The organism is Streptomyces sp. G7(2002) (genome assembly GCF_028870195.1).
In the GTDB taxonomy this organism is placed as follows: domain Bacteria; phylum Actinomycetota; class Actinomycetes; order Streptomycetales; family Streptomycetaceae; genus Streptomyces; species Streptomyces nigrescens.
In genome coordinates, this window is sequence record NZ_CP102609.1 from 1,820,581 (window position 1) to 1,846,971 (window position 26,391).

General features: G+C 72.1%; 22 protein-coding genes. 8 read left to right on the forward strand and 14 right to left on the reverse strand.

All coding sequences use genetic code 11. The features are described 5' to 3' along the window. The first annotated feature begins 99 nt into the window (after nucleotides 1–99). Together NUT86_RS07035 and NUT86_RS07040 are read left to right on the forward strand one after the other, a co-directional pair. Nucleotides 100–810 carry a histone deacetylase gene (locus NUT86_RS07035; RefSeq protein ID WP_274734178.1) on the forward strand — a complete coding sequence of 237 codons (711 nt, stop codon included), beginning with the start codon at nucleotides 100–102 and terminating at the stop codon, nucleotides 808–810. 118 nt (nucleotides 811–928) lie between these two features. Then, a complete protein-coding gene (locus NUT86_RS07040) occupies nucleotides 929–1,510 on the forward strand; it encodes a dihydrofolate reductase family protein (protein WP_274734180.1) in 582 nt (193 codons plus the stop codon). Between the two features lie 30 nt (nucleotides 1,511–1,540). On the opposite strand, the gene NUT86_RS07045 is transcribed toward NUT86_RS07040, so the two are convergent. Continuing rightward, nucleotides 1,541–2,365 (reverse strand): HAD-IIA family hydrolase, encoded by an 825-nt coding sequence (locus NUT86_RS07045; RefSeq protein ID WP_274734182.1) that lies wholly within the window; start codon nucleotides 2,363–2,365, stop codon nucleotides 1,541–1,543. A gap of 146 nt (nucleotides 2,366–2,511) precedes the next feature. Here NUT86_RS07045 and NUT86_RS07050 point away from each other — a divergent pair, with 146 nt between their 5' ends. Beyond that, entirely contained in the window at nucleotides 2,512–3,828 is a 1,317-nt protein-coding gene (locus NUT86_RS07050) for a phosphoribosyltransferase family protein (RefSeq protein WP_274734184.1), read from the forward strand. Nucleotides 3,829–3,953: 125 nt separating this feature from the next. Here NUT86_RS07050 and NUT86_RS07055 read toward each other — a convergent pair whose 3' ends face one another. Continuing rightward, nucleotides 3,954–4,277 carry a putative quinol monooxygenase gene (locus NUT86_RS07055; RefSeq protein ID WP_018090784.1) on the reverse strand — a complete coding sequence of 108 codons (324 nt, stop codon included), beginning with the start codon at nucleotides 4,275–4,277 and terminating at the stop codon, nucleotides 3,954–3,956. Between the two features lie 42 nt (nucleotides 4,278–4,319). Beyond that, complete coding sequence (locus NUT86_RS07060; protein WP_274734186.1) at nucleotides 4,320–5,144, reverse strand: hypothetical protein; 825 nt, start codon at nucleotides 5,142–5,144, stop codon at nucleotides 4,320–4,322. A gap of 214 nt (nucleotides 5,145–5,358) precedes the next feature. Here NUT86_RS07060 and NUT86_RS07065 point away from each other — a divergent pair, with 214 nt between their 5' ends. Further along, nucleotides 5,359–6,570, forward strand: a complete 1,212-nt coding sequence (locus NUT86_RS07065) for a serine hydrolase domain-containing protein (protein ID WP_274734188.1) — start codon at nucleotides 5,359–5,361, stop codon at nucleotides 6,568–6,570. Nucleotides 6,571–6,681: 111 nt separating this feature from the next. Here the strand turns inward: NUT86_RS07065 and NUT86_RS40595 are convergent, their stop codons facing one another. The 7 genes from NUT86_RS40595 to NUT86_RS07095 all read right to left on the reverse strand — a co-directional run bounded on the left by NUT86_RS40595 (nucleotide 6,682) and on the right by NUT86_RS07095 (nucleotide 15,931). Continuing rightward, complete coding sequence (locus tag NUT86_RS40595) at nucleotides 6,682–6,759, reverse strand: 50S ribosomal protein bL37 (protein ID WP_370454205.1); 78 nt, start codon at nucleotides 6,757–6,759, stop codon at nucleotides 6,682–6,684. A 170-nt stretch (nucleotides 6,760–6,929) separates the two neighbouring features. Next, nucleotides 6,930–8,138, reverse strand: a complete 1,209-nt coding sequence (locus NUT86_RS07070; RefSeq protein ID WP_274734190.1) for a 4-hydroxybenzoate 3-monooxygenase — start codon at nucleotides 8,136–8,138, stop codon at nucleotides 6,930–6,932. A gap of 289 nt (nucleotides 8,139–8,427) precedes the next feature. Further along, the gene (locus tag NUT86_RS07075; protein WP_401855108.1) at nucleotides 8,428–9,102 is read right to left on the reverse strand and encodes a class F sortase; all 675 of its coding nucleotides are present in this window, start codon (nucleotides 9,100–9,102) and stop codon (nucleotides 8,428–8,430) included. A gap of 20 nt (nucleotides 9,103–9,122) precedes the next feature. Next, complete coding sequence (locus NUT86_RS07080; protein WP_274734193.1) at nucleotides 9,123–9,947, reverse strand: hypothetical protein; 825 nt, start codon at nucleotides 9,945–9,947, stop codon at nucleotides 9,123–9,125. Nucleotides 9,948–10,153: 206 nt separating this feature from the next. Continuing rightward, a complete protein-coding gene (locus tag NUT86_RS07085) occupies nucleotides 10,154–11,704 on the reverse strand; it encodes a carboxylesterase/lipase family protein (protein ID WP_274734195.1) in 1,551 nt (516 codons plus the stop codon). Between the two features lie 7 nt (nucleotides 11,705–11,711). Continuing rightward, the gene (locus tag NUT86_RS07090) at nucleotides 11,712–12,632 is read right to left on the reverse strand and encodes an MBL fold metallo-hydrolase (protein ID WP_274734196.1); all 921 of its coding nucleotides are present in this window, start codon (nucleotides 12,630–12,632) and stop codon (nucleotides 11,712–11,714) included. Between the two features lie 188 nt (nucleotides 12,633–12,820). Then, nucleotides 12,821–15,931: an AAA family ATPase gene (locus tag NUT86_RS07095; RefSeq protein ID WP_274734198.1), complete on the reverse strand. Its 3,111-nt coding sequence runs from the start codon at nucleotides 15,929–15,931 to the stop codon at nucleotides 12,821–12,823. A 139-nt stretch (nucleotides 15,932–16,070) separates the two neighbouring features. Here NUT86_RS07095 and NUT86_RS07100 point away from each other — a divergent pair, with 139 nt between their 5' ends. From NUT86_RS07100 to NUT86_RS07110, 3 genes are all read left to right on the forward strand, one after another. After that, a complete protein-coding gene (locus NUT86_RS07100; protein ID WP_018090793.1) occupies nucleotides 16,071–16,193 on the forward strand; it encodes a hypothetical protein in 123 nt (40 codons plus the stop codon). A 28-nt stretch (nucleotides 16,194–16,221) separates the two neighbouring features. Then, complete coding sequence (locus NUT86_RS07105) at nucleotides 16,222–16,947, forward strand: DUF4232 domain-containing protein (protein ID WP_159489561.1); 726 nt, start codon at nucleotides 16,222–16,224, stop codon at nucleotides 16,945–16,947. Nucleotides 16,948–17,473: 526 nt separating this feature from the next. Beyond that, nucleotides 17,474–20,617 carry a BTAD domain-containing putative transcriptional regulator gene (locus tag NUT86_RS07110; RefSeq protein ID WP_274734202.1) on the forward strand — a complete coding sequence of 1,048 codons (3,144 nt, stop codon included), beginning with the start codon at nucleotides 17,474–17,476 and terminating at the stop codon, nucleotides 20,615–20,617. A gap of 107 nt (nucleotides 20,618–20,724) precedes the next feature. Here NUT86_RS07110 and NUT86_RS07115 read toward each other — a convergent pair whose 3' ends face one another. The 4 genes from NUT86_RS07115 to NUT86_RS07130 all read right to left on the reverse strand — a co-directional run bounded on the left by NUT86_RS07115 (nucleotide 20,725) and on the right by NUT86_RS07130 (nucleotide 24,237). Then, complete coding sequence (locus NUT86_RS07115) at nucleotides 20,725–21,321, reverse strand: flavin reductase family protein (RefSeq protein WP_274734203.1); 597 nt, start codon at nucleotides 21,319–21,321, stop codon at nucleotides 20,725–20,727. 65 nt (nucleotides 21,322–21,386) lie between these two features. Continuing rightward, complete coding sequence (locus NUT86_RS07120) at nucleotides 21,387–22,586, reverse strand: serine hydroxymethyltransferase (RefSeq protein WP_274734204.1); 1,200 nt, start codon at nucleotides 22,584–22,586, stop codon at nucleotides 21,387–21,389. 46 nt (nucleotides 22,587–22,632) lie between these two features. Further along, nucleotides 22,633–23,088 carry a nuclear transport factor 2 family protein gene (locus NUT86_RS07125; RefSeq protein WP_274734205.1) on the reverse strand — a complete coding sequence of 152 codons (456 nt, stop codon included), beginning with the start codon at nucleotides 23,086–23,088 and terminating at the stop codon, nucleotides 22,633–22,635. A gap of 153 nt (nucleotides 23,089–23,241) precedes the next feature. After that, nucleotides 23,242–24,237, reverse strand: a complete 996-nt coding sequence (locus tag NUT86_RS07130; RefSeq protein ID WP_266441279.1) for an aldo/keto reductase — start codon at nucleotides 24,235–24,237, stop codon at nucleotides 23,242–23,244. A 437-nt stretch (nucleotides 24,238–24,674) separates the two neighbouring features. Here NUT86_RS07130 and NUT86_RS07135 point away from each other — a divergent pair, with 437 nt between their 5' ends. Beyond that, nucleotides 24,675–26,390, forward strand: a complete 1,716-nt coding sequence (locus tag NUT86_RS07135; protein WP_018090800.1) for a thiamine pyrophosphate-binding protein — start codon at nucleotides 24,675–24,677, stop codon at nucleotides 26,388–26,390. Nucleotide 26,391 lies beyond the last annotated feature (1 nt).

Sequence of the window (26,391 nt, forward strand, 5' to 3'; positions counted from 1 at the left end):
AGCGCCCGTACGTCGTCGCCTCGCACGGCCGCCCGCTCGGCACGGCCGTGTCCCCGTCGGGCGCCGCGTCGGGCGGACCGTTCCGCGTAGCGTGAGGGCGTGATCAGGCCGCCCCGACGCCTCGAAGCCCTGGACGACGCCCCCGACGCCGTCCGGCGCCGCACCCCCGTACGCCACCTGTGGTACGCCGCCTACGGCTCCAACATGCTTCTCGACCGGCTCACCGCCTACCTGGCCGGCGGCCGGCCGCCCGGCGGACTGCGCAGCTACCCGGGCTGCCGGGACCCGCGCGCCCCCGCCCGTACGGCACCGATCATGCTGCCGGGACTGCTCTACTTCGCCACCGAATCGCAGGTGTGGACCGGCGGCAGGGCCTTCTACGACCCCGACGCCCCGCCGGACGACCTGCCCGGAAGCGGCGAACTGCCGTCCCGGGGCTACCTTCTGACGCTCTCCCAGTTCTCCGATATCGCCGCTCAGGAGATGTACCGGGAGCCCGGCGAGGACCTCGATCTGACGGAGGCCGTCACCCGCGGCCGGTCCCGGCTCGGCCCCGGCCGGTACGAGACGCTGGTGTGTGCCGGGCTGCTGGACGGCTACCCGGTGCTGACCTTCACCGCCCCGTGGAGCAGCAAGGACATCGCCGTGAACCCTCCTGCCGCGGCCTACCTCCGGCATATCGGGGCCGGCATCGTCGCCTCCCACGGATGGAGCGCCCGCCGGGCCGCCGGCTATCTCGCCGGCTGCCCGGGAGCCGAGGGCCACTGGACGGCGGAGGAGATCGCGGCGCTGCTCACCGACCCGCCCTGACCGGCGGCCGGCGCCCGGCGCGCCGTACGGGCGCGTACCGGCCGCCGCCGCGTCCGCCGGGCACACTGGGGCCCTCCGGCCGGTGCCGGCCGGCCCGATGACTTCGGTGAGGTCCGCGATGAGAAAGATCATTCTGCCGTTGTCGGTGTCCGTTGACGGCTTCTTCGAGGGCCCGGACCACGAGATCGACTGGCACCTGGTCGATGACGAGCTGCACCAGTACTTCAACGACTGGCTCCGGCCGATGGGCGCCTTCCTGACCGGACGGGTCACCCATGAGCTGATGGCCGGATTCTGGCCCACCGCCGACGCCGACCCCGCCAATGCCGGCCCCATGGCCGAATTCGCCGGGATCTGGCGGGACATGCCCAAATACGTGTTCTCCCGGACCCTGGACGACGCCGGCGGCTACCACTCCACCCTCGTGCGGGACGTCGTCCCCGAGGAGATCATGGCGCTCAAGGCGCAGCCCGGCGGCGATCTGGTGCTGGGCGGCCCCGACCTCGCCGAGGCCTTCCGGCGGCACGATCTGATCGACGAGTACCGCCTCTTCGTCCACCCGGTCCTCATCGGCCGGGGCAAGCCCCTGTTCCGGACGTCGGACACCAGGACGCCCCTGGAACTCGCCGGGACCCGGACCTTCGGCAACGGCGTCGTCCTGCTCCACTACCGGCGCGCCGGGGCCGCCGCCGCGGGGTGATCCCCGCGGAACCGTGCCGAGGGCGTCGGCTCACGAGGCGGGCGGCTCCTGCGCACCGGGCAGACCGAGCAGGGCGGGCAGCTCGGCGAAGGAGTCGAGGACATGGTCCGGGGTACCGGTGGCCGCGCGGTGGGTTTCCGGCAGGTATTTGCCGGTCTTGACGAGCACCCCGGTGAGGCCGTAGCGCTGCGCCGCCAGCACATCCGACTCGATGTCGTCGCCCACCATCAGCGTTTCCGACGCCGGGGCGCCTAGCTGTGCCAGGGCGGTGGCGAAGAATGCCCCGGCCGGTTTCCCGGTGACCGTCGCCTCGACCCCGGCGGCCCGTTCCAGGCCCGGCAGAAAGGCCCCGGTGTCGAGGTCGAGCCCGTCCGCCGTACGCCAGTAGAGATTGCGGTGCATGGCGACCAGCCGGGCGCCGCGCTGCAGATGGCGAAAGGCGGTGTTGAGGGCCGGGTAGCTGAATTCCTCGCCCGCACCGCCGAAAACCACCACGTCCGGCGCCCCTGGGCCCGCCTCGCCGGTCCCTTCCCCGATGACCTCCACCCCCTCCAGATCCGCCCGGACCTCACCGCTGTTGATCAGCAGACAGCGTGCGTCCGGATGGTGTTCGCGCAGGTAGGCGGCGGTGGCGGCGGGTGCGGTCAGAATGTCGTCGACGTCGACCGGGAAACCCTCCCGGGCCAGCCGCCCGGCGACCACGGCGCGGGTCCGCGAGGTGGTGTTGGTGACCAACAGCAGCGGGAGCCCGGCCGCGCGCAGCCGCTCCATGGCCGTGACCGCGCCGGGCAGCGCCTTCCAGGACACGGTGAGGACACCGTCGATATCGATCAGGACCGCTCCGATTCCCTTCATACGCCGACGGTAACCACGGTCGGCGGTGGCCGGGCGGACGGCCGGGCCCCGCCCGCGGCCCGACTTGCGAAGTCACGGTGAATGGGGTTATTTCGAAGTGAGGTGTGAACGCAGCTTCCGTCTCCCCTGGCTAGGGGGTGCACACTGTGCTGTTCACTGACCGCGCGGATGCGGGGCACCGCCTCGCCGAAGCGCTACGGCACCTGGAGGGGGAAGATCCCGTCGTGCTGGGCCTGCCCCGTGGCGGGGTCCCGGTGGCCTTCCAAGTGGCGCGGGCGCTCCACGCGCCGCTCGATGTGATCGTGGTCCGCAAACTGGGGGTCCCCTACCAGCGCGAGCTGGGATTCGGCGCCATCGGTGAGGGCGGCGTGCGGGTGATCAGCGACGACATCGTCCGCCGGGGCCGGCTCGAACAGGCGGATCTGGCCTCCGTGGAGCATGCCGAGGCCGCGGAACTCGCCCGTCAGGCGGAGCGTTTCCGTGCCGGGCGGCCGCGGCTCTCCCTCGAAGGCCGGACGGCGATCGTGGTGGACGACGGGATCGCCACCGGCGCCACCGCGGCGGCCGCCTGCCAGGTGGTACGCGCTCACGGCGCGGCCCGGGTGGTGCTCGCCGTACCCGTGGCGCCCCCGGACGCGGCCGAGCGGCTGCGCGGCGCGACCGATGAATTCGTCTGTCTTTCCACCCCGTTCGCCTTCTCCGCCGTCGGCGAGTGGTACCAGGACTTCTCCCAGACCCCCGACGACGAAGTCGTCTCGCTGCTGGCGCAGGCCGCGGCCGGGCCCGGTCCGGAGGGCTCCGCTCCGGACGCGGAGGCCGCGGCGGACGAGGAGGTCGAGGAGGAGGTGGCGATCGACGCCGCCGGGGTCCGGCTGACCGGGGACCTCAAGCTGCCGGCGGGCGCCCGGGCGGTGGTGATGTTCGCGCACGGCTCGGGCAGCAGCCGCCACAGCCCGCGCAACCGGCTGGTCGCCACGGCCTTGAACGAGGCGGGCCTGGGCACCCTGCTCTTCGATCTGCTCACCCCGGCCGAGGAAGCCCACCGGGCGAACGTCTTCGACATCGCCACCCTTGCGGAGCGGCTGACGGACGCCACCGGCTGGCTGCGCGACCGCACCGCCGTACCGGTCGGCTACTTCGGCGCGAGCACCGGTGCGGCGGCGGCGCTCTGGGCCGCCGCCTCTCCCGGCGCGGACGTCGGAGCGGTGGTCTCCCGCGGCGGCCGGCCCGACCTCGCCGGACCGCTGCTCCCGGGGGTACGGGCGCCGACACTGCTCATCGTGGGCGGCAACGACAGCCTGGTCATCGACCTCAACCGGGAGGCAGAGGCGGCGCTGCGCTGCACCACCCGCCTCGACATCATTCCCGGCGCCACCCATCTCTTCGAGGAGCACGGCGCCCTGCAACAGGTCGCCGACCTCGCCCGGGACTGGTTCATCAGCCACTTGGTGAAGGAGGCATAGCGGGGCCGGCGGGCCTCGGCGGGCCCGCTTCGGCCCTTCAGCCGGTGCTCCGGCGCCCTTCAGCCGGTGCTCCGGCGCCCTTCAGCCGATGTGATCTCGCCCATCTCAGTCGATCTCAGTCGACCTCAGTCGATGGTGATCTCACCCATCGCGCTCCAGCCGTCCGCACCCTCGATGGTGGTGCTCACAATGTCGGGGGTGCGGCGCAGCAGCGGGCGCATCTGCTCGATCCCGGCGCGGAAGTGGTCGGAATTCACATGCGCTTCGGCGGCGTCGTCCTTGAATGCCTCGACCAGGACATAGGTGTTCGGGTCCTCGATGCTGCGGGACCATTCGAACCACAGGTTGCCGGGCTCGGCGCGGGTCGCGTCGGTGAAGGGCTTGACGTGCTGCGGCCACTCTTCGGCGTACTCGGGCTTCACGGGAAACTTGACGACGATAAAGATCATCCGCCGATTCTAGATCACCTGGCACCCGGTGCCGTCAACCCCTTACCCCGAGGCGTCGGGTTCTGCCTCTTTGGGGCGGGACAGCGATTTGGCGAGCATCACCCCGAGCACGATCAGCACCACGCCCAGCCACACCGGCCCGGCGCCGAAGGCGAGCACCAGTATGCCCACCGGGGTCAGATAGCCCGCCAGCGGGATGAGGAAGTCGCTCACCGGGGGTTCGGGCGGGCCGGGAAGATTCCGTTCGCGCAGCGAACGCGCCCGCACCACGTCCGGGTACCACTCGGTGAACTGCAAGGCCGCGATGATGGCCCCGATTTGGATGATCCAGCCCGTCCACAGGTTATTGGAATTGTGCAGCACGAGGTCGCCGTACGCCCCCGCTATCGCCGCCACCGCGAATGCGGCACCCCATGCACCCGTGATGTAGTAATTGGTCCGCAGAAATCTGGGCTCGTTCCAGTACTCGCGAGGCACCTGTTCCCGGGCGTACTGCAGGGTGAACGGCACCCGGCACGCCATGGACCCGAGGGCGATCGCCATCAGTGCGATGTTCGCGACCTCCCCCGCATAATCCTCCAGCCAGCGGTATGCGCCCGGGGAGGCGAAGATGCCGATGACCGCCATCACCGCGAAGAACGCCACATCGGCAATCTCAAGGATTTTGAAGGAACTCCCGGGGCGGCGTATGCGGCCGACGATGACGAGCGCCACGGCGAGGGCCAGGGCTATGGCGACCGCCAGCTCGAAGCGGCCCGGCCCGACAATGACCGACATCGCGATCCAGGGCGACATGCCGATGACGGGGCTGTCGAGAAACTGCGACAACCGGCCCCCGGCGGCCTTGTCCGTCGTGCCGAGTGACATGGCAACAGCCCCTCCTGGGAGGCGAAACTCCCTTCCACGCTAAACCGCTGCCCGGGCTCCCTCTACTCGGACGCCGCCGCGGCGTGGGCCGGATGTGGGCGTGGGCCGGGGCGTGGCTCGGGGTGCGTATCCGGGGGCGCATGCGGGGTGGTTCAGGGGCGGGTCAGGGAGGACCCTGACGACCTCGCGGCGCGCGACCGCAAAGCTGTTCGACATGAGCCTTTCTTCCTTGTCCCGCAGGGCAGTTGTGGGGGCCGCCCTGTCCGGTGCGGTGGTCGCCGCGACGGCGGGTCCGGCCCGAGCCGCGTCGCGTCCGGCCCCGGCCCTGTCGGGCGGTGGTCCGGCCCGTCGGAACCCGCCCGCTCCCGCCCCCGTCCCTCCGCTGAATGTGCCCGCGCTGCGTGCCGCCCTCTCCGATTTGGAGCACCCGCAGCTGACCGCGGCCCAGCTGCGGGTGACCGGTTCGGCCGGCCATTGGTACGGCAACGCGGGCGTCGCCGACCGGGCCACCGGCCGCGGGGTCCATGAGCGGGACACCTTCCGGATCGGCAGCATCACCAAGGTGTTCGTGGCGACGGTGGTGCTGCAGCTCGCCGCCGAGCACCGGCTGTCACCGGAGCTGCCGGTCCAGCGTCTGCTGCCCGGACTGCTGCCGTCGAAGTTCCCGCCGATCACGGTGTTACAGCTGCTGAACCACACCAGCGGGCTCCCCGACGAGCAGGACCCGCCCTACGACCCGACCTCCCCGGAGGAGATCGCCCGGCACCGCTACGACCGGTGGACGCCCGAACAGCTCGTGGCACGGGTGACGCACGGCCCCATGAAGTTCACTCCCGGCACCAAACAGGAGTACCGGAGCATCAATTACATCCTTCTGGCGCTGCTGATCGAGCGGCTGACAGGGCGCCGGTACGGCGAGGTGATCGCCCGTCGCATTCTGCGCCCGCTGGGCCTGCGGCACACCAGCGTGCCCGGCAACGACCCACGGATCCACGGGCCGCATGTGCACGGCTACATGAGGATGACGGACGGGTCCTTGCTGGACATCACCGAGTTCGACCAGTCGGCCGCCTGGGGAGGGGGCGAGATGATCTCCCACACCGGCGATCTGGACCGCTTCCTGACCGCCCTGTTCTCGGGCGAACTCCTGCCGCCCCATGAGCTGGAGCGGATGTTCACCCTGCCGCCGGACGAGGTGCGGATGGTGGACGGCGGCCCGGCGCGCTATGCCGCGGGCCTGCAAACCGTCACGATGAACGGCATCACCCTGTGGGGCAAGACCGGCGAGCGGTACGGCTATTGCTCGGCCATGGTCGCCACCCGTGACCAACAGCGCCGCGCGGTCTTCTCGTTCAACCCGACCCGGCGCGATGCCACCCAGATACAGGCCTCCCAGCGGATAGCCGAGGCGCTGACGAAGGCGTGAGTCGGGGCATGAGCCGGGGCGTCCTACGGCTGTGGGCTCCGCGCGTCCGCGGAAGCACGGACACGGGGAGCCCACAGAAACCCCATCGGCGAGGTCGGTCGCAGCCTTCGCTCAGGACTGGGGCCGCTTGCCGTGGTTGGCACCGTTCTTGCGACGGGCCTTCTTCTTACGACGGCGCTTCGATGACATACGTCTCCTTCCTCAGTGACTCAGCGATGCTTTTCGCCGACTTTCTACCACTTCTCAACGGTATCTCGCCCGGCGATCACGAGGCCGCGTACCCAGGCCTGCGGGGCCGCACCCCCTCCCGGTTTGTGAATCACCCCACGGAAGTGCCGCCCGCCCGGTCCCGCACGGCCTCACAGATCGGCTTCCTCACCCATGTACAGCCGGGCGAACGCCTTCGCCGCGGACTCGGACCCCAGCAGCCTCCGCAGCCGCGCCCGGGCCGTGCCCGCCTGGAAGCGGTCACCGGACGAGGCGCCGTGCAGCACGTCCGACAGCCACTGCGAGAACTCCATGTACTGCCAGACCCGCCGCAGACACGCCTCGGAATATCCGGCCAGCCCGCTGTCGTCGCCCCGGTAGTGCGCGATCAGCGCGTCCCCGAGCAGCAGCGCGTCATTGATCGCGAGGTTCATGCCCTTCGCGGCGATCGGCGCGACCAGATGCGCCGCGTCCCCCGCCAGGTGGAGGCGGCCGAAGGTCATCGGCTCGACCACGTAGTTGTGCATGTCCAGGACCACCTTCTCGATCACTGGACCTTCGGTCAGCGGCGGGGCGCCGTCGGCGGCCAGCCGTCGGTGCAGCTCGTCCCACACCCGCGTATGCGACCAGTCTTCTGCGTCCGACCCGGGCGCGACCTGCAGGTAATAGCGGGTGACCTGGGGACTGCGGGCCATCTGGGCACCGAATCCGCGCTCGTGGAGGCCGAAGACCACCCCGTCCGCGGACGGCGGTGCCTCGGCGAGGAGGGCGAGCCAGGCGACGCCGTGGTCATGGCGGGTGACGGCCGCCCGGCCGGTGGGGACGGCCGCCCGGGTCACTCCGCGGGCGCCGTCGCAGCCCGCGATGAAGTCGCATTCGATCCGGTGCCGGGCGCCGGTCACCGGATCGGTGTACGACACCGCCGGCCGGGCGCTGTCGATGTCATGGAGTGCCACCTCCCGTACCCCGAAGCGGACCTCGCCTTCCGCCCGGTCCGCGTACGAGGCGATGAGGTCGGTGACCAACAGGGGCTGCGGATAGACGAAGTGGTGGCGCCCCGACAGCTCCGCCGTCCGTACCGTGTGCCGCTCCCCGTCGAACCGGAACTCGAACTCGCCCTGTGTACCCGCCCGTTCGAGCAGCCCGTCGGCCAGCCCGCGCCGGTCCAGCGCGCGCACCGCCCACTCCTCCAGGAACCCGGCGCGCGGCCGCTGCTCGATGAACTCCCTGCTCTCCGCCTCCAGCAGCGCACAGTCGACTCCGGCGGTGCGCAGCAGATTCGCCACGATGAGCCCGGCGGGACCGGCGCCGACGATGACGACGCGGGTGCGCGTGACGGGGAGAGGGGCGGTGGAGGACACGTTGCGAAGTTCCCTTCGGGGCGCGAAGAAAGATCGCAGGCAGTATGGCGGTCGACGGGTGCGGGCGGTCCGGCGCCCCGGCACGGACGGACCGGGGACGGCGGGATGCGAGCCCCGGAGGCGCGAGCCGGTCGCCCCTGCCGCCGCACTGCCACCGTCCGCCCCGCGCCCTGGTCGCGCTCCCCCGCTCCCCCGCTCCCCCGCTCGTCCTCAGGCCGGTGGCACCGGCGAGCGGCCCGGTCGCCCGTGCGAGGGCGCCGGACCGCCGGCCGGAAGGCGCGCGTACGGTCTACGCGCTGCCCGTGAGGCTGGCGAACACCACCACGTTGTCGGGGTAGTAATGCTGGCCCTTGTCGTAGTCACCGCCGCAGGTGATCAGGCGGAGACCGGCGTGATCGAGGTTCTTGTACACCTCGAGCGTGGGGAACTTCTTCTTCGGGTACTGGGCGATGCGGTCGACGGTGAACTTGGCCGTCTTCCCGTCCTGCCGGGCCACCTCGATGCTGTCCCCGCGCTTCAGCGACGTCAGCTTGTGGAACACCGACGGCTTGCCGTTCCAGGAGACATGGCCGGCGATCACGGCCGGTCCCTTGGAGCCGGGCGTCGGCCCCGGCTGGTACCAGCCCGCCTTGTCGGGGTCCCGGGGGGTCTGCATGGTCCCGTTCTTCTGCTGTCCCAGCGTCTCCAGCGAGGAGGAGACATTGAGCGACGGGATGGAGAGCCGCTGCGGAGCCGACTTCGGCATGCTGGCGGCTGCTTGGCTCCCGGACCCGCCACCCGCCGCCTCACCGCCCGCCGCCTCGCCGTCCGACGACTGCCCGCCGCCACCCGGCTGCTGCCCGGCGGGGAGCGACTGGGGCGGCGCGGCGTCCTGCCCTCCGCACCCGGCGAGGAGCACGGCAGACAGTGCCGCGGCGAGGGCGTAGCCGGTGGCGCGGTGGCCCCGGCGGCGTACGGTGATCATGGTGTCCTCGCTCCGGCGGCTCACGCGGCGGCCCCGTTGCCCTCGGCCCGCCCGGCGGCGAGCACGGACTTCCGCCGCCGTGCGAAGAGCAGCGCACCGGCCGTCGCCACGAAGGCGGCCCCGCCGGCGCCCATCACCGCGGCCGGCACCCCGTCCTCCTCGGCGGGCCCGGTGCCGGTCTCGACCCCGCCGACCGGAATGGAACCCACCGCGGCGCCCAGGACCTCACCGCAGTTGGTCGGTGCGGTGGCCTCCTGGGGGAGCTTGGGGTCGAGTTCGCTCTTGCCCGCCCCCTCGAAGTCGTACTTCTTGTTGTCGTTGCGGTCGATGCCGTGCTGCACGATGTGCAGGTCCTTGATGTGCTCGACCACGTCCTGGGAGACGGCGAGGGTGCGCTCGTAGGAGACCTTGCCCTGTGCGTTCGCCACCGGCATCCGGTCGACGGCGAGACCGCTCGCCATGTCCGTGGGTCCCTTGGTGGTGAGCGAGATGTTGATGTCGCCGTAATCGACCGTGGCTTCGGTGTTGTTGAGGACGCCGTCACCGTTCGTGTCGTCGCTGGCGTCCGGGCAGTGGAAGTCATGGCCGTCGGTGGAGCCGTGGAGGTGCTGGGCGGAGGGCTGTCCGGGTACGAGTCCCTCGGACTCGATCTTCACGGTCAGCCGGTTGCCCTGGAGGCTGAGCATCGCCGTGCCCTTGGAACCGGAGTCGTTCAGTTGCGCCAGGTTGATCTGGAACGCTCCGGTGCCCTCGGCGACGGCCTGGGAGGAGGCGCCCACGGTGAGGGCCAGGGCGGCGGGCAGAGCGACGAGTACGGCGAGGCGGCTGGTGCGCTTGGCTATCACGATCGTTCCTTTTCCGGCGGCCTCCGCGGAGGAGGGGGGACCGCACGTCGTCCGGGTTCGACAGCAACACCTCGGTGAGGTGTCGAGCGTGATTCGGAGCCGCAACGCCCCCGGATTGGTGCCGGCTTGAAAAAATTTCCGACGGTCTTCTCCCGGCCATGGCCGCCTCGGCACCCGCGCCTCCCCCGCCCGCCTCCCCGGCTCCCTCAAGCGCCGCTGCTCGCCCCTCTCACCTGCGCCATCGTCCACCGCTCGTCGATGATCTGGACGGCCCGGTCGTCGGCCCGGTCCTCGGTCCGCTCTTCGGCCCGGTCCTCAGTTCGCTCTTCGGCTCGGTCCTCGGTCCGGTACGGCTGCCAGCCCGGATCGCCGGTCGCGGCGAAGCTGATCCAGGCCCGGTGCATGCGCGACGCGAGGTCCGGCGGCAGGTCCCCGTCCCCGAGCAGTGCCCGGGGCCCGCGGAGCCCCGGCAACTCGGTGCGGTCGAAGACGAAAGGCAGCTCGACGCAGTGGCACGCACCGAGGGAGCCGCCGAACGCAGCCGGCCGCCAACGGAACAGATAGGCGTGGGTGCCGGCCGCCGAACGAGCGGCATGGGCGTCCGCGAGCTGCCTGCTTCCCTCGGTGAAGGCATCGGTGACCAGGTGCGCCAGCAGCTCGCCGGGGGACGCGTCCGGCCGCTGCGCCCGGTGTGCGGCGACCAGTGCCACAGGGTCCGGGTGGCGGCGGGCCGCGGCGGCCGACACCTCCGCCTCGGTGATCCGCGCGGCCCGCCCGGCCGGCACGACGTACAGGTTGGCCTCGTCGGCGTTGGTGCCGATGAGCAGGTCCACCGCGCTCCCGCTGCCGCCGGCCACCGCGTCCACCGGCTGTTGCGACAGCACGGCACCGTCGAGAACGGGCTTGAACGGGCTGCTGCCCAAAGACGTGTCGTAGTAGCCGTCGCCGGCGACGTCGACCGGGCCGAGCCCGGCCACCGCGGACACCAGCCGGTCGTCAGGGATGCCGGCGAATGCACCGGCAGAGGGGGCGATGCCGAGCCGAGCCGCCACCGCGCGGGTGACCCGCTCGGCCTGCCGCGGAGCGAACGCGCACAGACCGCTGCCGCTCTGGCTGATCGCACGCCGGAACAGCCCCTCGGCCTGCGGAGCGGCCAGCAGCGCGGCCACGATCATCGCCCCGGCCGACTGGCCGAACACCGTCACCCGGTCCGGGTCCCCGCCGAAACCGGAGATGTTGTCCCGCACCCAGCCGAGCGCCGCGATCACATCCAGCAGACCACGGTTCGCCTGCGCTCCCGGCACGTCCAGCCAACCCGCGGCGCCCAGACGGTAGTTCAGCGTCACCAGTACGACACCGTCGCGCGCGAAACCGGTGCCGTCGTAGAGCTCCGCACGTCCGGAGCCGTTGAGAAAGCCCCCGCCGTGCACGTACACCATCACCGGCAGCCGGTCCCGGTGCGGGCTCGGTGTCCACACGTTGACGCCGAGGTAGTCCTCTCCGGCGACCCACCCGGAGCCCAGGAGGGCCGACATGTCCAGGGGGCCGAAGCCCGCCCGCAGCGCCGCGGGGGCGGTGGGGCCGGGCTCACCGGCGTCCCGTACACCGCTCCACGGCGCCGGAGCCACGGGCGCCGCGAACCGCCCGGTACCGACCGGAGCGGCCGCATAGGGGATGTTCCAGAAGACGCTCACCCCGGCGTCCTGCCGGCCCAGGACCGTGCCTGCGGAGGTCTTCACACGTACGCGGTGAGGCATGGGAGTGCTACTCCTCCCCCTGTGCGCGGCAGCCCGGGTGACGGTCCGCCCAGCGGGTGATCGCGAAGGCGCTCCTGCGGGAGGCCACTTCGAAGGCGGCACTTCCGCGTACATGAGCGGGCAGGACCAGGGCGGTGTGGTCGGCTGCCCACTGGAGCACCCGGCGGCGGGAGGCCCGTGCCTGCTCCTGGTCCTCGCAGAAGCAGCTGTTGCAGTCCGGCTCGACGACCTGTGCGGGGCTGTGCAGCAGATCGCCCGCGAAGACGGCGCGATCCGTCCCCGACTCCAGCACGACCACCGCGGATCCCGGGGTGTGCCCGGGAGCGGGTTCGAGACGGAGGTGGGCGTCGATGTCGTACCCGTCGCGCCACAGGAGGGACCGGCCGGCCCGGACGACCGGCTCGACGCTGTCCTCGAAGACGTTCCGGTTGGCGGCGCCCGAGCGGCGCGCGAGGTCATGGGCGGGGTTCCAGAAGTGGTGGTCCGGCTCCGGCAGCAGATAGGTCGCGTTCGGGAAGGTGGGCACCCATTCGCCCTGCGTCAGACGGGTGTTCCAGCCGACGTGATCGGCGTGCAGATGGGTGTTCACCACGATGTCGACGTCCTCCGGCTCGACCCCCGCCCTGGCGAGCGCGCCGAGGAAGTCGCTGTTCTGCTGATGGAACGGTGGCGCGCCGGGCCTCTGCTTGTGGTTGCCGATGCCGGTGTCGATCAGCACGACCTTGCCCTCGCTGCGCAGCACCCAGGTCTGCGTACAGCTGACCAGCCGCCCGTCGTCGGCGTCCCAGAACTCCGGCGCCAGCCAAGATCTGTTGCGCTCCCAGAATTCCGGCGCGAGCTCGGGGAACATCTCGTGGGGCGGTCGCGTGCGCCACTCCTTCTCCACCACGCGGGTGATCTCCACGTCGCCCAGAACCATCGACTCCACGGGAACTGCCTTTCTCCTCACGGGCAACGGTGTGCCGGACGCCATCCTGGGGCGGCCCATGGGGCGGGCGCATCGGACGGATGACTGCACTTCGCGGTGGACGGGAGGGCAGTCGGCCGCTCACGACGGCGCCGAACGGCAGCGGGCGAGGGCGCGGCAGGGCCGGTGACGGGCTGGGAGAGGGGCTGTCAGGCTCGTTCCGGCGGGGTGCCTGCCGCTGAGAACTGGTCCAGCAGGTCGCGGAGTTGGGCGCGGGTGGTGACGCCCAGCTCGGGGAAGGAGCGGTAGAGGTGGGATCCGACGGTGCGCGGGGACAGCATCAGGCGCTCGCCGATTTCCCGGTTCGTCAGCCCCTGTGCCGCGAGGCGCACGATCTGCTGCTGCTGTGCGGTGAGGGCCTGCAGGGCGTGGGGTGCCGGGGCGGTTTGCCGGATGCCGGCCGCGCGCAGTTCGGACGTGGTGCGGGCGGCCCAGGGCTGTGCACCCAGTCGCCGGAAGATCTCCAGTGCGGTGGTCAGCGGGACCCGGGCCTCGCCGGTACGCAGCCGTCGGCGCAGCCATTCACCGTGGTCCAGGAGCGTCTGGGCGTGCTCGAACGGCCGGTGCTCCGCGCCGGGTTGCGCCAGTGCCGCGGTGAAGTGCGGTGCGGCGGCGGGACCGGCGAGCAGTGCCCTCGCCCGGGACAGCGCGGTCCGCTGCCGTGGCGAGCCGTGTTCCAGGCGGTCCGCCGCCTGCTCGACGATCAGCGTTGCCTGGTCGTGGCGGCCGGTGCGTGCGGCGGCGGCCGCCATGTCGGCGAGGCCGGGCAGCGAGGCGTGGTAGTGCGCCTCCTTGCCGTCGGCGGTGAACAGCATGCGGAGGTGCGCGAATGCCGTGTCGTGGTCGCCCTCGGCGGTGGCCGCCATGCCCAGGGCCCATCTGGCGCGGACCACCACCGCCCCGCTGCCGTGGGGGGTGACGGAGGCCAGTGCTTCCTCGGCGGCCGTCCGTGCCGCCTCGGTCTGCCCTTGCAGGGCGGACAGACCGGCGTGGAGTGCCAGCGCCGCGGCCGCGGTGTGGGCGAGGCCGGAGTCGGCTGCCCCCTGCGCGGAGGCGTCGGCGACCTTCCTGGCCTGGTCCCAGTCCCCGTGTTCCAAGTTGGCCCATCCGGCCGCGCAGCGCAGGCCGGCGGGGAACGGCGGCCCCGTCGGCCGGTGGGCCGCCCGGTGGAACAGGGTGAGGGCCAGGGAGGTTTCGTCGAGCAGCCAGGCGATGGTGCCCAGGGCGGTCAGCTCCCCGGGCGGGTTGGCGTCCCCCACCAGGGCGTGCAGGTCGGCCAGGAGCCCCACCCGGTCGGACGAGGGGTCGGTCAGCGCCTGGGTCCAGAGCCGGACGAGATCCTTGCCCCGCTCTCCTCCGGTCCGGGGCAACAACTGCTCCACCGCACGCTGCTGGGCGGGATCGCCGGTGTAGTAGGCGACCAGGGCCACGGTGGCGAGAGCCTCCCGGGCGAGGGCGGGGTACACCGCCAGGCAGTCCTCGGCGGTGCGCAGCAGGACACCGGCGGCGACCGCCCGCTGCGGGGTCAGCGCCAGCGCCTGCCCCGCGCGGAGCGCGGCGAGAGCGCGCAGGGACCGGTCGTCGGTGAGGGCGAGGGCCTGGTCGGTCAGCTGCTCGACCCAGGACATCTGGCCGGACAGGATCGCCGACTGCGCGGCGTGGACGAAGCGGCGGGCGCCCTCGTCCGGCACCGGGCTGAGCTCGGCCGCACGGTTCCATGCCGTGGCCGCTTCCGCGTATCCGCCGCGCTGCCAGGTCCGTTCGGCGGTTCGCTCCAGGGCGGTGGCGACGTCCTCGTCGGGTCCGGTGGCCGCCGCCGCACGGTGCCAGGACTGCCGGTCGGGAGCGTCGGCCAGCGCCGCGGCCGCGGCCAGATGTGCCTGTCGCCGCTGCTGCGGTGTGGCGGCGTGGTAGAGCGCGGAGCGGACCAGCGGATGATGGAAGCGGACACCGCCTGACTGGAGCCGCACCAGCCCGGCGTCCTCGGCCGGCAGCCACACCCGGGGGTCGTGGAGGGTGACCACGGTGGTGTCGGCGGCGGCGAGCAGCAGTATCTGCCGGGTCTCTTCGGGCAGTTGCCGCCACCGGTGCGCGAAGGACCGTTCCAGCCGTTCGGTGGGCGGGAGGGGTTCACCGCTGCGTACGGGCGCGGCCCGGCCGGCCGCATGGGCCGCGGCGAACTCGATCAGGGCCAGGGGGTTGCCCACCGACTGGTCGAGAACCTGCAGGCGGGTGAGGCCGGTGGGCGGGCAACCCTGCTGATCGAGCAGCTGGTTGGCGGCGGCCGTGTCCAGCGGACCGAGCTCCAGGGTGCGGTGGCCCCGGTTCAGTCCGGTGAGCCGGGCGGTGTCACGGGCCGCGATCAGCAGCACCACCTGGTGACCGTGCAGGCGCCGGGCCACGAAACCCAGCGTGCGCAGGGAGTCCGCGTCGATCCAGTGGGCGTCGTCGACCACGACCAGCAGCCGCTTGCGCTCTGCGACCCGGCCCAGGAGCGTGCAGGCCGCCAGCCCGATGAGCAGCGGATCACGCTCCGCTTCCTGGGTGTTCATCCCGAAAGCGGCCAGCAGTGCTCCCCGCTGCCGGACGGGCAGCCCTTCCGCCTCTGCCAGCACCGGGCTCAGGAGCTGGTGCAGCCCGGAGAAGGCGAGTTCCGCCTCGGGCTCCGCTCCTTCGGCCCGTAGCACCCGCATCCCGGTCGCGCGGGCCGTGTGGAGCGCCACGTCGAGCAGTGCGGTCTTGCCCGCACCCGGATCTCCGGTGACGATCAGGACCGGATCCGTGCCGGCCGGCATCCGCAGTAACTCGGCGGTGCGCTCGACCTCGGTGCCGCGACCGACGAGGGGGCCGGGGCTCGTCGGTGCGGTGGCCAAGAACGTCTCCGTCGGAGCGGAAGCGTTTCTGTGTGCCGAGGGTTCCGGCACGTCGGCCGGAGCACCCGCGGCGTCGGCAGCTGTTGCCCGTGCGGTGACAGCGGTGGACGAGGTGGTCGAGGCGGACGTCGCACGGCTTCGTCTTCGGGCCTCGTCGGCGAGGATCCAGCGCCGGTGCAGTTCCACCAGTTCGTCCGCTGTCGCGCCGCAGCGCCTCGCGAAGCGGTCGGCGGGCGCGAAGTCCATCGGTACGGCACCGCTGTTGCAGTACCGGTGCACCGTGGAAACGCTCATGTGCACCTGCCGGGCGAGGACGCCATAGCTGCGGCCGGAGCGTTCCTTCAACAGGCGTAGCAGGCCCGCAAATCCCTCTGTCTCTGTCCCCACCCTGCTCCCCTCTTCGTTCCGCCGTTCCAGGACAGCATTCCAGGGAGTGGGCATTCCCCCAGGTCAGCACCTGTTTCAGCGTTCCGGCTTCTCTCATTGTCCCGGAATCGTTGGCATACGCACGCATACCCCGCACGCTGTGAGCAGCACCACCGAGACCGGAGGCGCCATGCGAACCCGCTGGTGCACCAGCGATGGTGTCGCCATCGCCGTGCTGATCATCTGTGCCGTGGTGGTGATCTCGCTGATCACCCACCGCTGAAACCACTTGCTAGGAGAACCGAATCACCATGCGCACCGTCCGATCCCGTACCGCTGCCGCCGCCACCGCCGCCCTTCTCGCGGGGTTGTCGCTGTCCGCCTGCCAGGGTGACAGCGAGGCGGCGTCCGGCACTCCGTCCGGGGCCCGCCCGGAGGCCGGGGCCACCGCCAGCGGCGCCACCGAGAGCGGCGCCACCCCCAGCGGCGCCACCGCGAACGGCAAGCCCGGCGGAACCGGCAAGACGCAAGGAGAGGGTTCCGGCAACGGACAGGGCGCCTCCGGCGGTCAGGGCAAGAGCGCCGGAAAGGGCGGAGGCACCGCGGACGGCTCGGCGGACACCTGTACGGGAGCGAACACCAAGGCCGTCATCACCAAGGTCACACGCCCCATCAACCACCTGCTCCTCACGATCACCAACACGGGGTCGCGCTCCTGCCATGCCTACTCGGCGCCCCTTCTGCGCTTCGACGACGAGCAGTCGGCGACCCGGATCATGGAGGACAGCCAGCCGCAGGCCGTCGTGACCCTCGCCCCGGGCCGGTCCGCCTATGCCTCGATCCTGCTCAGCGGCGAGGGCGGCGATGACTCCGGTGGCCGCACCGCCCAGCGCCTCGAGGTGCACTTCGCTCCGCGGAGCGGTTCCGGTTCGACGGGCACCCCCCTCAAGCTCACCCTGCCCGCGGGTACGCACAAGGACAACGACGCCGCCGTCACCTACTGGCAGGGCTCGGCGTCCGACGCACTGACCTACTGATCCCGACCCGGTCCCGGTCAGCCCTCTCCCGTCCGGAACCACCCGGCCCGCCGCCCGCGCCCGGGCGGGCGGAGGGGCGGCCGTGGCAAGGCCCCTTACCCATATCGGAGGCACCTATAGCAGCTCCACTCAGAAAACAACAATTCCGTTGGGGAATGAACCAAAATTCGCGCGGAAGTCATCATTTACAGCATGAAGAGCTATAGCCGTCGCCATGCCCGCCGTCTGCGGGGGCCTGACGCCTCCCGTGGAGCGCTGAGCGCAGCGCATGCGGCACGGGGAGCTGCCGGGCCGCACGGCCTCGCCCCGTCGACCGGCACCACGCGGTCCGCACACGACGCCGGCTCTTCCTTCGCGCGCCCTCCGGAACGGCTCCGGGCGGGTACTCCCCCTGTTCCCGCCCGGAGTCCCGGATCCGGAACGCGCTGAGACCTCGGAAAGCTCAGGTTGCGTCCACAATCTGAGGTCTCGTCAGCTTCCGTTTACGTTCATGTTCTTCCGTCATTCTCTCCAGTCGGGATGCACGATGAAAGATGATGCACGTTTCCCTGGGCTTCGGTTCGACCTCCTTGGCCCCTTGAGTGTGAGATCCAGTGGGAAGACGGTCGACCTCGGTGCACCAAGACAGCGGGCCCTGCTCGCCCTTCTGTTAATCCATGTGGGCAACGTGGTGTCGCTGCCCACGATCATCAAGGCGATCTGGGGGTCCAGCCCACCGAGTCAGGTCACGGGGACCCTGCAGGCGTACGTGTCCCGGCTGCGCAAGCTGCTGGCCCGCCACGACCGCTCGATCCGGCTCGTCCACCACCTCCAGGGATATCTGCTCGAAGCCGATGCGCGGCTGGTCGATGCCGCGGTCTTCGAGGTGAAGGTCAGGGAGTGCCGGGAACTGATCAAGGCCGGCGATCTCGACGCCGCACGCTCGACTGCGGGGGCCGCCCTGGAACTGTGGAAGGGCACTCCCCTGGGCGAGTTGTACGGCTACGAGTTCGCGGTGGCGGAAGCGGACCGCCTGGAACATGTCCGCCTCCGGGCACTTGAGGTGTGGGCCCAGGCGTGCCTCGGTCTGGGCGCCTACGAGGAGGTGACGGTCCGGCTCGGTGAGGAACTCCGCCGCAATCCCGGACTGGAGCGGCTGGGCGGGCAGTTGATGACGGCCCAGTACCACTCCGGCCAGTCGGCGGAGGCGCTGCTGACCTATGAGCGGATGCGCCATGCGGTGGCGGAGGACTTGGGGGCCGACCTCAGCCGGGAACTGCAGGCGCTGCACGGGAAGATCCTGCGGCAGGAGCTTCCGGCCGCACCGGTCCGCGAGCCGGCGGACCGGACCACGCCCGCGCCGGCGCTCCCCACGCCGGCACCCCCCGCTTCGGCATCCGCCCCGGCACCCGTGCCGCCGGAAGCGGAGAAGCCGGAGCCACCCGACTCCCCGCCGCCGGGTGACCGGCTCGTCGGCCGTCAGGCGGAGATGAAGCGGCTGCAGCGGCTGCTGGCCGGCGCCCGCGGCGGTCAGGGCCATGTGGTGCTGGTCTACGGCGAGCAGGGCATAGGAAAGACGCGGCTGCTGCAGCAGGCCGAGCGCTGTCTTGCCACCACCGAGTTCCGGTTGGCGCGCTCGTACTGCGTCGGGACCCTGCCGGATCCCGGCTACTGGACGTGGGAACACATCGTGCGGCAGCTGGAGTTGACGGGCGGGGCCGGTGAGGCCGCCGCCGTGGACGTCGTCGCGCAGGCCGACTGGCTGCCCGAGCAGCACCTCACCCACCAGATGCGGATCTGCCAGGCCGTGCTCGCCGCCGCGGAACGGACACCCGTGGTCCTGCTTCTGGAGGACCTGCACCTCGCCCAGGCCCCCGTACTGGAAGTGCTCCAACTGCTGGTCAAACAGATCGGCCGGGCCCGGGTCCTGGTGCTGGCCACCCTCCGCGACCACGAGCTGGCGAAGGACCCGGCGGTGCGCCGCGCCGTGGGCCGTATCCTCCAGGAAGGCAACAGCAGCATGCTCCGGCTGGAGGGACTCGCCGAGGAGCAGAGCCGGGAGCTGATCGCCTCGGCCTCCGGCGCGGCGCCCTCGCCCGGAAAGGCCCAGCAACTCCAGCGCGCCTCCGGCGGCAACCCCTTCCTCCTGCTCAGCGCGGTCTGCGCACAGTCCGCCGGGGAGCGGCCCTCGGTCCCGTTCGAGGTGCGCGAGGTGCTCCACGAGCGGCTGAGCGAATGCTCCCCTGACACGCTCGAAGTGCTCACCCTCTGCGCCGTGATGGGCATGGACGTGCACCGCCCCCTGCTCGCGGACCTGCTGTCCACCCTCGGGCTGCCGCAGACCCTGATCGACGACGCGGTGCAGACCGGCCTGCTGCGCCACGACCGGGCCACGGAGGGCCGGCTCTCCTTCGCCCATGGTCTGACGCGTGACTTCCTGCTGGACGCCACCCAGCCGGTCACCCGCGCCCGGTGGCACCATCGGGTGGCCACCATCCTGGCGCTGCGGAGCCGGCCGGGTGACGACGCCGCGGAGATCCGCCGCCACTGCCTGGCGGCCGCCCGGCTCCTGGGTGCCCGCGCGGGCGTGCGCCCGCTGCTGACCCTGGCCGACCGGGAGCAGGCCCGCTTCTCCCATACGGCCGCACTGCACTGGCTGGAGGCCGCGGCGTCGGTCGTCGCGGCGCTGCCCGGGGACGAGCCGACCTCTGCCGTGGAACTGCAGCTGCGCAAGCGGATGATGTGGCTGCAGGCCCTGATGGAAGGCTACGGCTCGGCCCGGGTCGAGGCGATCCTCTGGCACGCCCAGAAGCTGGAGAGGGCCTTCGACGGCACCCAGCCCACCGGGCTGCTGCACGCACAGGCGATGCGCGCGATCACCGCGGGCCAGTACCCGGAGGCGGCCGAGATCGGCGGCCTGCTCTACGAGCTGGCCGACCACGGCGGCGGTCCGGAGGCCCGGTCGGCGGCCTGTTACGTGGGCGGGGTCACCCAGTATGTGAGCGGCCGGCTGGACGAGTCGCTCACCGCGCTCGCCGAGGGCGTCGGGATCATCGACACCCTGCTGGAATCCCCCCGCGTGCCGTTACGCCCGAGCGCGCTGCTGAGGGACCAGCGCATCGACTACCGGGCCTACCTGGCGCTCGGTCACTGCCTCAACGGCGACCGGGTCCAGACCCGGCGCTACCGGTCGGAGCTTCTGCACCTCACCCAGTCCGACCGCTACGACCGGCCGTGGGACCGGGCCTTCGCCCGTTACGTCGACGCCCTCATCGCCGTGACCGAGTACGACGTACGGGGTGCCTGGCTGGCCGGCCGGGCGGGCCTGGACCTCGCCGCCCGCTGCCAACTCCCGTTCTGGCACCGCATGCTCGCCATCCCGCTCGGCTGGGCCGAGGTGCACCAGGGGATGCACGAGCAGGGACTGGCCCGGATGCGGAAGGCGCTGCAGGACGCGGTCCGGCACCGGACCGTACTGCGCCGCACCTTGCACCTCGGGCTGCTCGCCGACGCCCTGCACCGTACGGGTGCCCACGACGAGGCCCGGAGTACGAGCGCCACCGCCGTCAAGGAGATCGAGGAGCGCGGCGAGTACTTCTGTTACCGGCCGCAGTGGCCGTTCGCCCGGCTTCTCCAGGAACTCGGCACCGGCACCGCGGGCGCACAGCACCTCGATCACGAACCTCGTTGACGGCAGCCGGCCGGAGCCGGACCGGACCTCCTCCGCCGTCGCGCCGCCCGACGGGCCGTGCCGCGTGCGACAGTACGGCGCGGCTCGGCAGCGAGCGGCGGCGGAGGTCAGTCCGGGCCGGCGGGCCGTCCGGACCGGGCGGCGTCGGTGTCCTCGGCGCAGTGGCCATAGCCGCCGCGCAGAAAGACCAGGGGCGGACCGGGCCGCCCGGTCCCGAGGTCACGGACCGTCCCGGTGACGAACCAGTGGTCCCCCGCCTCCGCCTCACCCGCCACCTCGCAGTCGAACCAGGCGAGCGCGTCGAGCAGGACCGGGGAACCGGTGGCGGTTTCCCGGTGGGGCACCTCCCAGCGGTGGGGGTCGGCGGCGGCGAAGCGGCGGCAGACCTGCTGCTGGTCCGCACCGAGCACATTGACGCAGAAGCGGCCCGCCGCCCGGATCCGCGGCCAGGTCGTCGAGGACTTCGCGGGAAGGAAGCCCACCAGCGCCGGGCGCAGCGACACCGAGGTGAAGGTGCCCACCACCATGGCGGGTGGCGGCTGCCCGGGTGCCGGTCGCGGCCCGGTGACGAGGACCACCCCCGTGGGGTAGTGGCCGGCCACCCGGCGCAGCAGCCCGGCCGTCACGGACGCCTGGCCGCTCTGCTGGGTGCCGCGCTGCGGGGTACCGCGCTGCAGCGAACTGTCCGCCGCGGAAAGGGACATACGGGTCTCCTTCGCTCCTGCCGGGCACGGCCGCGGGCCGGGCCGCAGCACCTCCCCGTCCCGGCTCAGCCGGCCGTCACCGCGGCGGAAGCCCCGGCGTACGCCACGCCGGGGAAGGCCCGGGCCAGGTCGGCGACGTCCGCGGCGACCTTGCCGGAGTCCTCGTGGTGCAGCAGCAGCCGGGCCAGCAGATCAGCCACCCGCGCCATGTCGTTCTCCTTCATGCCCCAGCGGGTCAGTTCCTGGGTGCCGAGGCGCAGACCGGAACGCCGGCTGCTGGGCAGCACCACCGTCGTGGTGCGGATGTCGGTGCGGGTGAGCAGCCGGCCCCACTCGTGCGGGGTGTTGCCCTCGGGCGGGTGCACCCAGACCTGGTGGGTATCGGTGTGGCCGAACTCCTCGCCGGCCACGTCGAAGCCGAGCCCGGCCAGCTCACCGGCCAGCCGGCGGGCGTTGGCGATGATCTGCTGTGCGTACTCCACCCGGTGCGGCATCAGCTCCTCCAGGGTGATCGCCAGGCTGCCGACCGTCGCCGAGTGGGAGCTGGACGCCGTGAAGGGGATCCGTGCGGCCATCTTCTCCGCGAGGGAGTCGCTGTTGGTGACCAGCAGTCCCTTCTGCGGGCCGGGCAGCGTCTTGTGCGTACTGCCGGAGATGCTGTCGAAGCCGCCGTCGAGGACCAGGGTCTGGGGGGCCGCGGGCAGCAGGCCGAGCAGGTGCGAGGCGTCCAGGCAGAGGATCGCCCCCGGAGCGGCGGCCCGCAGCGCCCGGGCATCGAGGAAGCGCAGCGCCGTGGAGGCGTCCAGGTAGATGACGTCGACCGGGCGCTCCGCCGTACGCGCCGCCAGCGCGGCATGGTCGATCTCCAGGCGCTGCCGGTCGAAGGGGAGGTAGTCCACCTCGTAGCCGAAGCCCTCGCAGATGGTGACGGTGGCGTAGTGGCCGCCGTCGTCGGGGGCCAGCACCATCACCCGGCCGCCGGGCGGGGCCACCGCGGTGAGCACGGTGTGCATGGTGTGCAGCCCGGAGAGGAACGGTACGAAGGCGTGCCGGGCGCCGTAGAACTCCTTGGTGAGGTCCACGCAGTAGTCGTAGACGTCCTTGAGGCCGGTGACGTCGCCGTAGACCGCCACCGGCGTCTCCGAGTACGGATAGCGGTTGACCGCGTCGCTGGCGAGGGCGGCGGCGGCCCGTGGCGAGAGCCGGTTCTCGATCGGGAAGAGGTTGAGGCTGGGCCTGCGCTGCAAGGCGGCCAGGACGTCCATCAGTGCTCCTTGGCAGGGGGGTCGGCGGGGGTCCGGGGGTGCGACGTCACAGCCACGGGTAGCGGGCGGTGTCCTTGCCCGCGTAGTCGGGGTCCAGGTAGATGAAGGCGCGCTGGATGAGGGCGTCGCGCACCTCGAAGACTCCGCACCAGCGTCCGGCCCCCCACTCGGGCACGCCCGCCCGCCAGGGCCCGTCGCGGTGCTCGCCGTGCGTGGTGCCCTCGACCGCGAGCAGGTCCGTCCCGGTGGTGATCCAGTTGACGGACCACAGGTGGTGCGTGGCCGCCTGGATGGTGCCTCCGAGGTCGGTGAACATCCGGGCGATGGTGGCCTTTCCGCGGGCCAGCCCCCATTTCGGGAAGAAGAAGGTGGCGTCCTCGGCGAAGAAGTCGAGCACGGCGGTCCCGTCGCTGCCGACCCCGCCGTTGTCGAAGGCGTGGAGATATGCGGTGATGACGGCCTTGCGCTGCTCGTCCGTCATGCCGGCCGGTGCCACGGTCATGAACGACCTCCAGATGTGCCGGGATTCTGCGGAAGGGGGCGCCACACGCGGAGAACGGCGGCGCCATTGCGGCCGTCCGGCGGGCGGTCTTCACCGTCGCAGGGCGGCCTTGGCGTCGGCTTGACGTCTCGCTGCGGCCCGGCTTGCAAGGCGTCAGTTGCCGGTCATGGCGAGCAGCGCGGGCGCATAGCGCTCCCCCAGCACCGGGACGGCGAGCGCCTCCGCCACCGCCGCCAGGTCGTCCTCGTCCAGCCGGACCGCGGCCGCGGCGAGGTTCTCGGTCAGATGGGCCGGGTCGCTGGTGCCGGGGATGGGGACGACGTCGGGGCCGTGGTGGTGGAGCCAGGCGAGGGCGAGCTGGGCCAGGGTCAGGCCGCGTTCCGCGGCGAGGGGGCGCAGCCGGTCCAGCAGCGCCCGGTTGTGCGCCAGGCCGTCGGCGCTGAACCTCGGCTGGCCGCGGCGGAAGTCCTCGGCGGCCAGGTCGTCGGTGGTGCGGATGCCTCCGGTGAGGAAGCCGCGGCCCAGCGGGGCGTACGCGACGATGCCGATGCCCAGCGCGCGGCAGGCCGGCACCACCTCGGCCTCGATGTCCCGCGACCACAGGCTCCACTCGCTCTGCACCGCGGTCACCGGGTGCACCGCGTCGGCCCGGCGCAGCGTGGCCACGGAGGGCTCGGAGAGCCCGAAGTGGCGGACCTTGCCCGCGCGGACCAGCTCGGCCACCGCGCCCGCGGTCTCCTCCACCGGGACCGCCGGGTCGGTCCAGTGCTGGTAGTAGAGGTCGAGGTGGTCCACGCCGAGGCGGCGCAGGGAGCGCTCGCAGGCCGTGCGCACGTAGGACGGCTCACCGCACAGCCCCTGGAACGCGCCGTCGGCGGAGCGCACCATGCCGAACTTGCTGGCGATCACGACCTCGTCCCGGCGCCCCGCGACGGCCCGGCCGAGCAGTTCCTCGCCCGCGCCCAGGCCCTGGACGTCGGCGGTGTCCAGCAGGGTGACCCCGGCGTCCAGGGCGGCACGGATGGTGGCAACCGCCCGTGCCGGGTCCGGGCGGCCGTAGAAGGCCGTGGTCGGCAGGCAGCCCAATCCCTGGGCGCTGACGTGCAGTTCACGCAGGGTGCGGACGGGCGGACGCGGGGACGCGGGCATGGCGGTACCTCCAGTGCGGACGCCGCTGGGCGGGGCGAGCGGCAGGGACAGGGGAGCGCTGAGGGAGCCAGGGGTCTCCCCCGGGCGAAGGGCTGGGCCGGGTGCGGAAACGGCCGCGGCGCGAGGACGGCGGGGCCTGTCGGCCCCGGGGCTTGGCATGGCGGTCCGCTGCGGAAGCCGGCCCGCAGCACGGTAGCCGCCGGCGCCCCGGGGCCACAACGCCCTCCTTTTCAAGCGCTTGACAAAGCGCTGGCGTACCGCGTGCACCGGACCGCGGCATGCGGCGGCCGCCCGCAAGGGGAACGTCCACAGCCGTGCAAGGCCCGCTCCGCATGGTGAGCACGGCGTCCCGACCGGCCCGTGCCGTCGGGGCACCGGCCCGTGCGGCCGATCCGCCCGGTGTCGTCACAGTCCCCCCCCACATATGAGGAGCTGTCATGTCCCGTGTGTCCACCACCCCCGGTACGAATCCGACGACCGCGCACGCCCTGCTCCAGCGCCTGCGGGACCACGGAGTGCAGACCGTGTTCGGCGTGGTCGGCCGGGAGGCCGCGTCCATCCTCTTCGACGAGGTGGAGGGCATCGACTTCGTGCTGACCCGGCACGAGTTCACCGCCGGGGTCGCCGCCGACGTACTGGCCCGGATCAGCGGCCGGCCGCAGGCCTGCTGGGCCACGCTGGGCCCGGGTATGACGAACCTGTCCACCGGTGTCGCCACCTCGATCCTGGACCGCTCGCCGGTCATCGCGCTCGCCGCCCAGTCCGAGTCGTACGACATCTTCCCCAACGACACCCACCAGTGCCTGGACTCGGTCGCCGTGATGCGTCCGATGACCAAGTACGCGGTGGAGCTGCAGCGCCCCGATGACATCACCGACCTCGTGGACTCCGCGGTCGCCGCCGCGACCACCGAGCCGGTCGGCCCCAGCTTCCTCTCGCTCCCGGTCGATCTGCTCGCCGGCGAGGTCGACACCACGCAGGAGCGTCCGGCCGTGCGCGCGCCCGGAAAGCCGGTCGGCGCGGTCCAGGACGGCTGGCAGGCCGAGGCGGAGCGGTCCGCCGAGCTGCTCGCGGCCGCCGAGCACCCGGTGCTGGTGGTCGGTGCCGCGGCGATCCGGTCCGGTGCGGTACCGGCCATCCGCGCCCTGGCCGAGCGTCTGAACATCCCGGTCATCACCACCTACATCGCCAAGGGGGTGCTGCCGCACGGCCACCGGCTCAACTACGGTGCGGTCACCGGCTACATGGACGGGATCCTCTCCTTCCCGGCGCTGGAGACCCTGTTCGGCCCCGCGGACCTGATCCTCACCCTCGGCTACGACTACGCCGAGGACCTGCGGCCGTCGATGTGGCAGCGCGGCGGCGCGAAGCAGACCGTCCGGGTCTCGCCGACGGTCAACCCCGTCCCGCGGGTCTACCGGCCCGACGTGGACGTGGTCACCGATGTGCTGGCCTTCGTCGAGCACCTGGAGGCCCACACGGGCCAGGTGGCGGCGAAGACCCCGCACGACATCGCCCCGCTCCGCGAGCGGATCGCCGAGTTCCTCTCCGACCCCGAGCGCCATGCGGACGGTATGCGGGTCCACCAGGTGATGGACTGCATGAACACGGTGATGGCCGAGAGCGCCGAGCCGGGCGAGGGCACCATCGTCTCCGACATCGGCTTCTTCCGGCACTACGGAGTGCTCTTCGCCCGCGCCGACCAGCCGTTCGGCTTCCTGACCTCGGCCGGCTGCTCCAGCTTCGGCTACGGCATCCCCGCCGCGATGGGCGCCCAGCTGGCCCGCCCGGGACAGCCCACCTTCCTCATCGCGGGCGACGGCGGCTTCCACTCGAACAGCTCGGACCTGGAGACCATCGCCCGGCTCAACCTGCCCATCGTCACCGTGGTGGTCAACAACGACACCAACGGGCTGATCGAGCTCTACCAGAACATCGGCCACCACCGCTCCCACGACCCGGCGGTGAAGTTCACCGGTGTCGACTTCACCGAACTGGCCAAGGCCAACGGGGTGGAGGCGGTGCGGGCCGGCAGCCGCGAGGAGCTGCTCGCCGCGCTGCGCAAGGGCGCCGGTCTGGGGCGGCCGTTCCTCATCGAGGTCCCGGTGAACTACGACTTCCAGGCCGGCGGCTTCGCGGCCCTGAGCATCTGAC

Bases quoted from the DNA above. Each gene is read 5' to 3' on its own strand.
- NUT86_RS07040 (WP_274734180.1), top strand. From the start codon at position 929: ATGAGAAAGATCATTCTGCCGTTGTCGGTGTCCGTTGACGGCTTCTTC.
- NUT86_RS07045 (WP_274734182.1), bottom strand. From the start codon at position 2,365: ATGAAGGGAATCGGAGCGGTCCTGATCGATATCGACGGTGTCCTCACC.
- NUT86_RS07060 (WP_274734186.1), bottom strand. From the start codon at position 5,144: ATGTCACTCGGCACGACGGACAAGGCCGCCGGGGGCCGGTTGTCGCAG.
- NUT86_RS07105 (WP_159489561.1), top strand. From the start codon at position 16,222: ATGCGCACCGTCCGATCCCGTACCGCTGCCGCCGCCACCGCCGCCCTT.
- NUT86_RS07125 (WP_274734205.1), bottom strand. From the start codon at position 23,088: ATGACCGTGGCACCGGCCGGCATGACGGACGAGCAGCGCAAGGCCGTC.
- NUT86_RS07130 (WP_266441279.1), bottom strand. From the start codon at position 24,237: ATGCCCGCGTCCCCGCGTCCGCCCGTCCGCACCCTGCGTGAACTGCAC.
- NUT86_RS07085 (WP_274734195.1), bottom strand. From the start codon at position 11,704: ATGCCTCACCGCGTACGTGTGAAGACCTCCGCAGGCACGGTCCTGGGC.
- NUT86_RS07110 (WP_274734202.1), top strand. From the start codon at position 17,474: ATGAAAGATGATGCACGTTTCCCTGGGCTTCGGTTCGACCTCCTTGGC.
- NUT86_RS07115 (WP_274734203.1), bottom strand. From the start codon at position 21,321: ATGTCCCTTTCCGCGGCGGACAGTTCGCTGCAGCGCGGTACCCCGCAG.
- NUT86_RS07055 (WP_018090784.1), bottom strand. From the start codon at position 4,277: ATGATCTTTATCGTCGTCAAGTTTCCCGTGAAGCCCGAGTACGCCGAA.
- NUT86_RS40595 (WP_370454205.1), bottom strand. From the start codon at position 6,759: ATGTCATCGAAGCGCCGTCGTAAGAAGAAGGCCCGTCGCAAGAACGGT.
- NUT86_RS07065 (WP_274734188.1), top strand. From the start codon at position 5,359: ATGAGCCTTTCTTCCTTGTCCCGCAGGGCAGTTGTGGGGGCCGCCCTG.
- NUT86_RS07075 (WP_401855108.1), bottom strand. From the start codon at position 9,102: ATGATCACCGTACGCCGCCGGGGCCACCGCGCCACCGGCTACGCCCTC.
- NUT86_RS07135 (WP_018090800.1), top strand. From the start codon at position 24,675: ATGTCCCGTGTGTCCACCACCCCCGGTACGAATCCGACGACCGCGCAC.
- NUT86_RS07120 (WP_274734204.1), bottom strand. From the start codon at position 22,586: ATGGACGTCCTGGCCGCCTTGCAGCGCAGGCCCAGCCTCAACCTCTTC.